The organism is Acetobacter sp., assembly GCF_047721705.1.
GTDB lineage: Bacteria > Pseudomonadota > Alphaproteobacteria > Acetobacterales > Acetobacteraceae > Acetobacter.
In genome coordinates this window covers 1-9725 of record NZ_JBDNXK010000107.1, presented here as the reverse complement: position 1 = coordinate 9725, position 9725 = coordinate 1, and the positions used below count along the sequence as shown (strand labels likewise).

The 9725-nt window shown below is 58.2% G+C and carries 15 protein-coding genes; 5 read left to right on the top strand and 10 right to left on the bottom strand.

From position 1 onward, the window contains the following. The 4 genes from ABF824_RS14135 to ABF824_RS14120 all read right to left on the bottom strand — a co-directional run. Positions 1-804: restriction endonuclease subunit S (locus ABF824_RS14135; RefSeq protein WP_415489647.1), on the bottom strand; the 804-nt coding region annotated here is incomplete at its 3' end. After that, the gene (locus tag ABF824_RS14130) at positions 797-1105 is read right to left on the bottom strand and encodes a nucleotidyltransferase family protein (RefSeq protein WP_415489646.1); all 309 of its coding nucleotides are present in this window, start codon (positions 1103-1105) and stop codon (positions 797-799) included. The genes ABF824_RS14130 and ABF824_RS14135, both read right to left, overlap by 8 nt. Continuing rightward, positions 1102-1506, bottom strand: coding sequence for an HI0074 family nucleotidyltransferase substrate-binding subunit (locus ABF824_RS14125; RefSeq protein WP_415489645.1), 405 nt, complete (start codon positions 1504-1506; stop codon positions 1102-1104). The genes ABF824_RS14130 and ABF824_RS14125 overlap by 4 nt, the downstream gene beginning before the upstream one ends. Further along, complete coding sequence (locus tag ABF824_RS14120) at positions 1503-3113, bottom strand: type I restriction-modification system subunit M (RefSeq protein WP_415489644.1); 1611 nt, start codon at positions 3111-3113, stop codon at positions 1503-1505. Before ABF824_RS14120 ends, ABF824_RS14125 begins: the two co-directional genes overlap by 4 nt. 632 nt (positions 3114-3745) lie before the next feature. On the opposite strand from ABF824_RS14120, the gene ABF824_RS14115 reads away from it, so the two are divergent. The 4 genes from ABF824_RS14115 (at position 3746) to ABF824_RS14100 (ending at position 6094) form a co-directional block, all read left to right on the top strand. Then, positions 3746-4507, top strand: coding sequence for a hypothetical protein (locus ABF824_RS14115; protein WP_415489643.1), 762 nt, complete (start codon positions 3746-3748; stop codon positions 4505-4507). A gap of 134 nt (positions 4508-4641) precedes the next feature. Next, complete coding sequence (locus tag ABF824_RS14110; RefSeq protein ID WP_415489642.1) at positions 4642-4875, top strand: hypothetical protein; 234 nt, start codon at positions 4642-4644, stop codon at positions 4873-4875. A 132-nt stretch (positions 4876-5007) separates the two neighbouring features. Continuing rightward, on the top strand, positions 5008-5799 hold the full coding sequence (locus ABF824_RS14105; protein ID WP_415489641.1) for a hypothetical protein: 792 nt from the start codon (positions 5008-5010) through the stop codon (positions 5797-5799). A gap of 127 nt (positions 5800-5926) precedes the next feature. Continuing rightward, a complete protein-coding gene (locus ABF824_RS14100) occupies positions 5927-6094 on the top strand; it encodes a hypothetical protein (RefSeq protein WP_415489640.1) in 168 nt (55 codons plus the stop codon). Positions 6095-6135: 41 nt separating this feature from the next. Here the strand turns inward: ABF824_RS14100 and ABF824_RS14095 are convergent, their stop codons facing one another. The 6 genes from ABF824_RS14095 to ABF824_RS14070 form a co-directional block, all read right to left on the bottom strand. Continuing rightward, a complete protein-coding gene (locus tag ABF824_RS14095) occupies positions 6136-6684 on the bottom strand; it encodes a hypothetical protein (protein WP_415489639.1) in 549 nt (182 codons plus the stop codon). A 12-nt stretch (positions 6685-6696) separates the two neighbouring features. Then, positions 6697-7212 (bottom strand): hypothetical protein, encoded by a 516-nt coding sequence (locus ABF824_RS14090; protein ID WP_415489638.1) that lies wholly within the window; start codon positions 7210-7212, stop codon positions 6697-6699. A 63-nt stretch (positions 7213-7275) separates the two neighbouring features. Next, positions 7276-7674 (bottom strand): hypothetical protein, encoded by a 399-nt coding sequence (locus ABF824_RS14085; RefSeq protein ID WP_415489637.1) that lies wholly within the window; start codon positions 7672-7674, stop codon positions 7276-7278. Positions 7675-7811: 137 nt separating this feature from the next. Then, complete coding sequence (locus tag ABF824_RS14080) at positions 7812-8111, bottom strand: hypothetical protein (RefSeq protein ID WP_415489636.1); 300 nt, start codon at positions 8109-8111, stop codon at positions 7812-7814. Between the two features lie 13 nt (positions 8112-8124). Beyond that, the gene (locus tag ABF824_RS14075; protein ID WP_415489635.1) at positions 8125-8295 is read right to left on the bottom strand and encodes a hypothetical protein; all 171 of its coding nucleotides are present in this window, start codon (positions 8293-8295) and stop codon (positions 8125-8127) included. A gap of 237 nt (positions 8296-8532) precedes the next feature. Beyond that, positions 8533-9171 (bottom strand): LexA family transcriptional regulator, encoded by a 639-nt coding sequence (locus ABF824_RS14070; RefSeq protein ID WP_415489648.1) that lies wholly within the window; start codon positions 9169-9171, stop codon positions 8533-8535. Between the two features lie 109 nt (positions 9172-9280). Here ABF824_RS14070 and ABF824_RS14065 point away from each other — a divergent pair, with 109 nt between their 5' ends. After that, positions 9281-9607 (top strand): hypothetical protein, encoded by a 327-nt coding sequence (locus tag ABF824_RS14065; RefSeq protein ID WP_415489634.1) that lies wholly within the window; start codon positions 9281-9283, stop codon positions 9605-9607. The last annotated feature ends 118 nt before the right edge of the window (positions 9608-9725 follow it).

Below are 9725 nucleotides of genomic sequence, written 5' to 3'. Positions count from 1 at the left end.
AAGGCACAGAAATTTCGAAGACGCTTTGATGTTAGGTTGATCGTCGCCCCATATGCCACCAATTGTACGCTCGCATAAAGAACCAAGATTTCTATAATGCCACCCCTCCGGTTTCCCCTCATCATCCAGCCTGTCAGGAAAAAGCTCCCAGATTTCGGGGGCGAGATAAGGCGTTTGCCCGGCCATTTTTGCCCGCGTCGGGCCGAAATCGACAAACCAGTCCCGAAACAACGCCCGCGCCATCGTCTCCAGCGTCTCGTTCGTCCGACGGTTGAGGTCGATCTTGTCGTCGAGGGCACCGAGGATAGCGGCGATTTTCTGTTGGTTATGTAGCGAGGGCAACCAAATGGGCGTTCGACGGATAGTCTCTTGATTAAGAGAAGCCATCGTTGTTCCCGTTGAATTTTGAATAATCCATCTTTTTATTTCATCCGATGAAATCCAATAACGTACATATTTTGAAGAAATATTTTTTGGAAACCGTAGTCGGATTCCATCCGATCCCAAAAACCATCCAGTTTCACTTTTTCCTATAAGCGCCGAACGGTCAATACTTCCCTTCCGAGCAAAAACAATATCATTTTCCTGCAAGACATACTCAGGCAATCTCTGGGTAGTGTCAGAAGATACGCGAGGTGTATGCGCTTTAATTCGAATCGCCCCATCAATTATTTCTCCTACTGAAATAACTGGCACGCCCTCTGTCGAATATTCAGAAGCTTTTAATGTTGTTCCAAAAGGACCTGTTTTAATTTCACCGCCATAAGCAGCAAGAATTTCTCCGATGGTTATTTTCTTATGCATGAGAAAATTTCACCACTTTTTTTAAAATTATTTCTCGAAAATCTTTATCGACCAGTGTCCAATCCAGCACATCCACTTTCCACGGCAGATCGGACTCCGAAAACGCCTCTTCCAGCCGCGCCCGCGTCTCCAGCGGCAACGGTTCGTCCCCCATAACCGCCAGATCCAGATCAGAGAACGGCTTGGCCTTGCCTGTCACGCGCGAGCCAAATGCCCGCACTTCCCGGTCAGGCACAATCTCGTTGAGAATCCGCAGCACGATGGCCCGCTCTTCGGGCGTGATGTCGATCCGGTCCGTCACGCGGTCCGGTCTTTCAGAACAGCCAGCAGGAACGCCGCCTCGTCGATAAAATCCGGGATCGTCGCCACAACCTGCTTTGCGGAGGCTTCGTTGTAGGTGTGGCTGGTCATGTTCCGCATCTTGCGAAACACGCTCCATTGCGGCCATGCGCTTTTGAGAAGCCCGGCTTCATTGGCGGAGCGGATCAGGTCCGGAAAGCCCATGCGGTCGTATTCTTCCGGCGAGGCTGCGTTGGCTTCCAGAAACCGCTTCAGGGTCTTGTGGCTGAGTTCGTAGGTGAACTCGAAACGCTGGATCAGCCCGTCGCGCAACTGCTCGTCGTTCGGATGGGCCACATGCCGCACCCACCCTGCCTTCAGGCGGTCCAGCACCCGTTCCAGTGGAGTAAGATACAGGGTCATGAAGCCTCCTGCGGGACGATCAGCTTCAGAGACGCGGTGATTTTCGCGTTCAGTTCCTCGCCCTGTTGGAACTGCTCCTGCAAGGTTTTCTCCAGCGCCGCGAACCGTTCGGCAAACGGCACGCTGTCTTCCTCGGCCTCTTCCGCGCCGACATAACGACCGGGTGTCAGCACGAAGCCGTGCTGTTCAACCTCATCCAGCGTGACGGATTTGCAGAAGCCGGGAACGTCCTCATAAGGGGCCGCGTCCTTCTCGCCGCGCCAGGCGTGGTAGGTGTCGGCGATGCGGGCGACGTCCGCATCCGTCAGTTCGCGGCGGGTGCGATCGACCATCGTGCCGAGCTTGCGGGCGTCGATGAACAGCATTTCCCCGCGACGGTCCCGCCAGCCTTTGGGGTTTTTGGTCCGGGTCAGGAACCACAGGCAGGCCGGGATCTGCGTTGAGTAGAAAAGCTGGCCGGGCAGGGCGACCATGCAGTCCACGACGTCGGCTTCGACCATACGGCGGCGGATCTCGCCCTCGCTGTTCTGGTTCGATGACATGGAGCCGTTGGCCAGCACGACGCCCGCCGTCCCGTTCGGGGCGAGGTGCCACAGGATATGCTGGAGCCACGCATAGTTGGCATTGCCCGCAGGCGGCCTACCGTACTGCCAGCGGGGGTCGTCCTCTAGCGAGGCGTTCCACCAGTCCGAGATATTGAACGGCGGGTTGGCGAGGATGGTATCGAAGCGCAGGTCTTTCAGCTCGTCCCGCAGGAAACTGCCTTCGTTGTTCCAGCGGATGTCCGCGCCGATGCCCCGGACGGCGAGGTTCATTTTCGCCAGACGCCATGTGGTGTGGTTGCTTTCCTGCCCGTAGATGGCGATGTCGCCAAGCTTGCCGCCGTGGGATTCCACGAACTGTTCCGACTGCACGAACATGCCGCCCGATCCACAGCACGGATCATAGACGCGGCCCTTATAGGGTTCGAGCATGGAGACCAGTGTCCGGACGACGCTGGACGGGGTGTAGAACTCGCCGCCGCGCTTGCCTTCCGCACCGGCAAAGCCGCCGAGGAAGTATTCATAGACGCGCCCCAGCACGTCACGGGCCTGATCCTCGCTGCCGCCCATGCCGATTTCGGAGATGAGGTCGATCAGTTCGCCCAGCATGACACTGTCCAGCGCGGGACGTCCGTAATCCTTGGGGAGAACGCCCTTGAGCTGCTCAGGGTTGGCCTGCTCGATGGCCAGCATGGCGTCATCGATCATCTTGCCGATGCCAGACGAGCGGGCGTTGGCCTGAAGATGCGACCAGCGGGCGGTTTCCGGCACCCAGAAGATGTTCTCGGCCAGATATTCGTCCGGGTCCTCTGCGGCTGCCGGATCGTCGTGCAGAAGGATCTCGTGATACGCCTCGAAGGCCGTGGAGATGTAGCGCAGGAAGATCAGCCCGAGCGTGACGTGCTTGTAGTCGGACGGTTCGAGGTTCTTGCGCAGCTTGTCGGCTGCCAGAAACATCTGTTGCTCAAAGCCAAGGGTGGCCGCTGTTGCCTTCGCTTTCGCCCGTGCCGTCTTTTTGGGGGGCGGAGCGGCATCCGGGTTCTTGCGGGGGCGACCACGGGGCATGGAAACAGACTTTCAGGCTGACAGAACAGGTCGTTACAATCTGCCCGATCAGGCCTTGGCCGTCGAGGGACGATGAGGAACTGTATCGTATGATGTCACCTCTCGTGACATCATTTCCGCGAGCGCCGGCACGCTGAAATACGATGACAGCATCCCGCGCGGCGTCAGCGGACAGTATGACGCTCTCCAATATGCTGTCACAGCAGAGCCATGACAGCCTGTTCCGTCTCAGAATGGCGTCATTTTCTCCGAAAATAATGAGGTTCGGTGACCTGTCATTCGCTGAAATAAACATCAATCGGCTGCTTCGACCCTGATTTAAGGCACGATACCGCATTTTGGTGCGCAGGGCGCACGCAAAACGCCGAAAAACGACGGTTATCCGCCATTTTTCGTGCGGTCCTTCGGACGCCGCCGGATGCGCGCCTGACGGCGCGACTTTGACCCCGTCAAAGTCTGCATCCTCGAAACCGGAAGACGAGGTCTGAGAGAAGACGATCGGACAGAGAGACATCCTCGGTTCTGAGGGCTGGCGATGAAGGGACTGGTCCCTTCGTTCCCAGAGAGAAGAACGTGGCGTTTGGGCCTGTGTGCTCCCGCCGTGTCCTTCCTCGCCTTTCAGGACATGTTTCATGACACGAATCTCGTCTTCCTTTTTCTCTCACGCCTCGCCGGTCAGTGCATTGCGCTCTGACGTGGGACACCTCACGTCCCTTCGCCTGCGCCTGATCAGCTGGTGGCCGGCTAGCCCCATGACCGGCTTTACCGAGGGCAGCCGCTTCGTGGTCGTCGTGCAGAATATCCTGTGGACCCCGCTCACCGTTTCTACTGTATGGGATTACGTCCGCACGATGGCACTGCATCATGACGCCAGCGGTCGGCTGTGCTTCGATGAGCCACTGGTCTTTGCCGAAGAGGGCATGGACGCATCAAACGCCATCGCCGTCTTCAACTACCATTTCCTGCGGCGCTTCCTCGCGGATGACGACCCCGCTCTGACCCTGCCGGGCCTGTGCCTGCATCGCGCGGCCCGGGAGCTCTGGCCGCATCTGATGTTCCACACGCCGATGAGTCTGATCGTGCATGCCGCGTCCAGCGGGCGGCTGGCGGGTCTCGCACCTGAAGACCTGCTCGGACTGACCGACCCGCAGCGGGATCTGATGTTGTTCTACGCGCTGAGCCGGCAGATCAATCCGTCGGAGCTGATCTGCCTGTCGGCCTCCACAGCGGTGGAGGCTGCCCCTGTCATCAATGGTCTGGCTGTGGACCCGCACTGGTTCAGCATGGACTGCGCGCCCGGCTACAGCCTGCAGGCGGGACTGGAACATCTCGGTGTGCTCGAATGTCCTGAAGACGATCTGCTGCCGTTCGGTCTGTCCTGCCGAGGCGACTGAACGCTTTTTCTTTCTATCCCCACATCTGTTTTTTCATGGTCTGCCCCAGACGGCTTTTTCGATCACCGGACGCTTCAGAGCGTGCCGGTGTCGATCTGCGTCTGCAGGGCAGGCAGGAACAAGGATTATCCCTTATGTCTGCCGAACATTTCTCTCTGCCCCGAACTGGCCTCGACCGGCTGATCGATGTCTGGCTGCAGATGCACGACGTGCTGCTGCCGGCCCTGTGTGTCGCCCGCGATGACGGTGTCGACGACACGTTGCCGTTTGGTCGCCCGCTGGAAGGACATGTGCTGCTGCTCGGTGATCTCCTCGAAGATTTTGGAGAGACGCTTCAGGAGGTCATGGACAGCGCCGCTTCGGCGTGAGTGCCGGGTCTCTGCTCTGCCTCTTTCTGGTCATCTTTCTGGTCGTCAGGCCATCACCCTCAAACCTTCAGTCATCACTCTGCCATCGGACAGAAACCGTTCTGTCCGATGGATCTGCTCAGGATTTTCACCATGCGTTCTCAGATTACACGCCACCAGACAGGCCGACACGGCGTATCCCGCGCTGCCCGCCATCTTCGCCAGACCCGTCGTCTCTCGCCGTGGGATGCGACAGACGAGGACCTGCAGTTCATGGCCACGCTCACCGAACGGCTGGGCGCACCGCCTGTCTCGAACATGATGCGTTATTGTGGCCCGGAAGCCCGGCATCTCGACCAGCTGGGCGAAAGCCTCGGTGACTGGCGGCGGATGCTGGAAGCGCTCGCCCGGCGTTATCCGCATCTGCCGCGATCGGGATCACAGGCGTCCGACGGCACGACACTGGATTCCGCGCCCGAGCGCATCGTCTGGGAGACCCTCGTGCAGATGGTTCCCGATGAACTGGAGCTGTGCTGCCATCCCTGGCTGGAAGAAGGGCGGTATCTGCGCAGCGATTTCGGTCTCTGCGCACCGGATGAGGAGACCCCTCTGCTCTGCATCGAGGTAATGGGCATGCTGGGCTCCGACCGGATCTGCCGGGCGGATGTCGAGGAAGCCTCTCTGGACCGTCTGGCGAAGAAGCAGGACTGGTTCAGTCAGCCGGACCGTCCGCTGCTGCGCGTGATCTGGCTCGACATGATGGCGCACCCGGACTGGCTGGAGGCAATCTGCGCGGAAGCCATCGAAGCGGCTGTCGCGCAGCGTGTCTGCAACCGGGAGGAACGTCGCTCATCGGGCAGGAGACTATCAGCGCGCGCTGCTGAACAGGGGCGGCAACTACCCCTGCGCGGGCGCACGCGCGAGTACAGAGTCAGAAAGAACTGACTGGTACTTCGGGTTACTGGCGATGAGGGGATGTCCCTTCATTCCCAAGGAAATTCTTTAAGGATTGTAAGTCAGCAGTCCCTGATGAAGAACCCTGGTGTCAAGCCATAAACAAGGGATAACTCTTATGGCGCGCCCGAATAGTATCGATCACGAGGATGTCGAGAACATCGTCTCTTCCGTCATTCTTCCGCTGCTTGTGGCCTATCGCGACAGGCTGGCGGAAGACGTGCCGGAACTGAATGGCGTCATCAGTATTCTGCGCCTTCTGGAAAACAGACGCGCAGTTGAATGAGCGGATCGGACCAGCCTCCCCAACGGGAGGCTGGTTGCCGTTCAGTCGTTTTTGTCATCATGTGGCGGCAGCAGTTCAGGCTCTCTCCCGTCCTGCTGTCTGTCCGCCTCCAGTGCCTTTTCGATCCGTGTTGCACGCCACAACAGGACGGGAGCAGCAAGGAGAAACAGAATGCCGGAACCGGGCGTGAAATAGAGATGGAAGGTCGAGAACGCAAAAAAGAAGCGGCTTGTCTCTGTCTGCGATGATTGCAGAAAAACATAGATTTTGACGAGACAGAATAGCGTCATGCCCCATGACGCACGATCACAGTAAAGACGGGGGATGTTGAAGGAGGCGCGTTTCCGGCTCAGCCACGATGCGCCGAAACAGACGATGGTCACCCAGAGCGTTACACCCAGAATATGAAACCCGCTGAAGCCGGCGTGCTGAACCGAATTCATGCCGCGTTCGACATGGCGGTACGCACAGGACAGAAACCCCGCCAGAACGGTGCTGCCCATCGCAGCCAGGACAAGTTCATCGGGGGTCTCCCAGAATAGACCCAACCGGGCCCTGATCCCTTCAAAATCGATGTCATTCCTGTTCATGGCGGGTTCTTTTTATTCGGTTTCGATGACGACGCGTAACTGATAGGCGTGTCTGGCTGTCGACCAGCTCCAAACAGGTGTCTTTGGACCCGGTCCACCGAAACTCAGATCGTGAACACCGTCATGACGGCTTTCCAGAATGGCAATGGCGGCAGCGGAGTTCTGCCACACGACATGACGCGTTCTGTCGAGCAGGGTGTAGCGGGCACCATCACCCCCGAAGCAGGCCGGATCTTCTTCGATGACCGCCGTGAGGATGCCGGGATTACCGCCGACATCGAGAGGCAGGATTTTGGGTGTCACGCGTGTCCCGCATAGATCGTGATACTGTCCGGCTGTTTTCGTGAGGTCGGGGACAGCTTGCAGGGTGGCGGTATCCGAGGCTGTGGCTGGTCGGGCCTGTTCCGCGTTGAGCCAGTGAGCGTGCGCAATCATCTGTCTGTCGCTCTGACTGGCCGCCTGAGCGTGAGCAGAAACAGTGAGCAGCGACAGGGCAGAGAACAGCGATAGGGACAGGAAAGGTTTCATGAAGGAAGTCCGTTTCATGGGGAAAGCAGATGTCACCCGGCATCCGGGAGGCCGGATGCGGGCTCAGAAGACGCCGCTTCCGGTTTTGACCGTCGAGGCATTCATGGTGTGATGCCAGACGACGTCACCGTTAAAGAGAACGGTCAGGGTTTTCTCGGTGCCATGCGTCCCCTGATGAAGATCGCCATACAGCGGAATGAAGTTCGCCGCGTCCGATGAGGCGTTGGTGAAGGAGTAGCGCCACTGTTCGTGGCCGCTGTCGGTAAACGAGCTTTCACGGGGATCGCCGAACTGAGCCCGGATCTGGGCCTTTGTCGTGACACCATCCTGAATCTTCTGGTCGATGGAGGTCACTGTTTCGTTCTTGAGGCTTTCGTTGCCTTCCGTGGCGCAGCCGGACAGCAGGATCATGGCTGTCAGGGAAACAGCACCGCCGAGCATCTTGAGCGAGCGTGAGGACATGGAGGTATTTTCCTTTGTTGTGAGATGATGGAAAGGCCAGATATTGGAGGCAGTTGGGTGTGTGTCTGTCTTACCGACTGTATTCAGGCGGATTTATTTGATTTCGTCAGTAAAAGTTGTTTCTGAATCGGACCTGTTTAGTCGAGCCCGTAGAACTTTCGCCGTTCTTCTGCAGTCCTGCATTTTTCCAGCATCGGCCTGCGGGGATAGACCCACGCGGCAAGCCCGAAACAGAACACGATGATCGGATGAAAGGGGATCGATATGACGATCCCGCAGATGACGCAGACACAGGCACAGAACAACGTCCTGTCACGAAGTTCCTTGCGGTTTGCAGCTTCTTCCGCGCCATATTCTTCTTCATAGGCGGCAAGGCGGGCAGCCTTTTTATCGACGCCGCTCTCACCGGGCTGCAGAATGGTGTCATTGAGGGGCATCGTGCTCTCCCGGTCAGTCATGACGGTGGAACAGAAACATGCACGCCAGATAGGTGCAGATCATGATGAGGCTCGGAGAGAGGACATCACTCGTTATGAGCCAGTCGCCGAATTTATTCAGGTACACCAGCAGGATGATCCCGCCCACCACGACCCCGAAGACAAGGGCTGTCACAAGCAGCATGTCAGGATGCTCCTGCGCCATAAGGGACAGAAAACACGCTGAACGACGCGATCCGACAGGGTGTGTGATCGAAAACTGACAGAGACACCATCATGACCTCCCGATGGCAGAAGGGCGGAAAGCGCTGCCCCTGCGTGCCTGATGGGAGGGATAATTTACGAGATATCGCCTGTCGTCAATACGGAATATCGTATTTCTTCAATGTCGGCTCTTCGCCGGTCGTTTTCGGCCGGGTCGTTACGTCCGGGGCACGCCGCCGGTCCACACAACTTCACCCAGCAGCCGGAAGCAGTCCAGATGGTCCTCCTCGACATCCTGCGGCGGGTAGCGGTGGTTGTCGGCTATAACCCGCACACCACCACCCAGACGGGGATCGAGGCGACGGATCATCAGCGTGCCGCTGCTTTCCAGCGCGTAGAGGGCGCTGGCCGTGACGCTTGTCACGCTGCGGTCGACGATCACCAGATCGCCCGAGGCTAGCGTGGGCTCCATCGCATCGCCCTCGCTGGTCATCAGGTAGAGGGCTGAGAGATCCCGGGGGATGGCGCTCTGCAGCCAGTCACGACCGATCCGCAGGCCCTCCTCGTGATTGTCGTGCCAGGGGATGACGATCTGTCGAGTGGTGCTGGCCGTTCCGTCCGGACTGTCGGTTCCGGGGCCGGCACCGTTGCCAAAGGCCAGCCAGTCCAGGGAGACGCCACAGACGCGGGCCAGTGAAGCGATGGCGGAGAACTTCATCTCGCCACCGTTCATATAATCCCGCAGGGTTGTATAGGGGACGCCGGCCGCTTTTGCGGCGTGGGTGATGCCGATGCTCTGGGCGGCTTCACGGAGACGCTCGCCACGCTCGCGCATCAGGCGGATCTGTTCATCCATGAGCTTGCGCTTCTGTCTGCGTTTGCGGGCCACGCCTGTTGTCCTCATCACAAAATGAGGACGCTATACGGATTTCCGCTTGATATGTAAGTCGGAAAAGCGTAGTTCTGTGAATCGAAATGTTGCGGGACCCGTCACTCGTCATGGTCAGATCCTCGCACAGAAACGGCGTTCTGTCGAAGGGATTATCATGCCTGAAGATCCGCTCCTGCCACCGCCCGCACACGCTCCCGGTCTCAAGGACCTCCATGCCGGACTGCACGACGTGCTGCGTCTGATCGAGATCGAGCATGCCCTGCTGCGCGGGCGGCTGGAAAGCCTGAAGGCTGACAGCGAGGGCGCGAGGCTTCTGGAGGGGGTGATAGTGCTTGGCGCCGTGCTGCAGCAGAGGATGGCAGGGCTGCTGCAGATCTGTCGAGAGATCGGGAAGCTGTGAGTTTCTGTGCTTTATGACTGAAAATCGGTGTCGTTCTGGAAGATTATGATCTTATAACTATTGAAAATATAATAGAAAATTCAAAAAAGAATGGTTCGATAAGAGCGTATTGCGAGAT

What these genes read in the sequence shown, in the direction of transcription:
- ABF824_RS14085 (WP_415489637.1), bottom strand. Translation starts at nt 7,674, where the DNA reads ATGTCCTCACGCTCGCTCAAGATGCTCGGCGGTGCTGTTTCCCTGACA.
- ABF824_RS14105 (WP_415489641.1), top strand. Translation starts at nt 5,008, where the DNA reads ATGCGTTCTCAGATTACACGCCACCAGACAGGCCGACACGGCGTATCC.
- ABF824_RS14090 (WP_415489638.1), bottom strand. Translation starts at nt 7,212, where the DNA reads ATGAAACCTTTCCTGTCCCTATCGCTGTTCTCTGCCCTGTCGCTGCTC.
- ABF824_RS14120 (WP_415489644.1), bottom strand. Translation starts at nt 3,113, where the DNA reads ATGCCCCGTGGTCGCCCCCGCAAGAACCCGGATGCCGCTCCGCCCCCC.
- ABF824_RS14125 (WP_415489645.1), bottom strand. Translation starts at nt 1,506, where the DNA reads ATGACCCTGTATCTTACTCCACTGGAACGGGTGCTGGACCGCCTGAAG.
- ABF824_RS14115 (WP_415489643.1), top strand. Translation starts at nt 3,746, where the DNA reads ATGACACGAATCTCGTCTTCCTTTTTCTCTCACGCCTCGCCGGTCAGT.
- ABF824_RS14075 (WP_415489635.1), bottom strand. Translation starts at nt 8,295, where the DNA reads ATGCTGCTTGTGACAGCCCTTGTCTTCGGGGTCGTGGTGGGCGGGATC.
- ABF824_RS14100 (WP_415489640.1), top strand. Translation starts at nt 5,927, where the DNA reads ATGGCGCGCCCGAATAGTATCGATCACGAGGATGTCGAGAACATCGTC.
- ABF824_RS14095 (WP_415489639.1), bottom strand. Translation starts at nt 6,684, where the DNA reads ATGAACAGGAATGACATCGATTTTGAAGGGATCAGGGCCCGGTTGGGT.
- ABF824_RS14080 (WP_415489636.1), bottom strand. Translation starts at nt 8,111, where the DNA reads ATGCCCCTCAATGACACCATTCTGCAGCCCGGTGAGAGCGGCGTCGAT.
- ABF824_RS14070 (WP_415489648.1), bottom strand. Translation starts at nt 9,171, where the DNA reads ATGGATGAACAGATCCGCCTGATGCGCGAGCGTGGCGAGCGTCTCCGT.
- ABF824_RS14110 (WP_415489642.1), top strand. Translation starts at nt 4,642, where the DNA reads ATGTCTGCCGAACATTTCTCTCTGCCCCGAACTGGCCTCGACCGGCTG.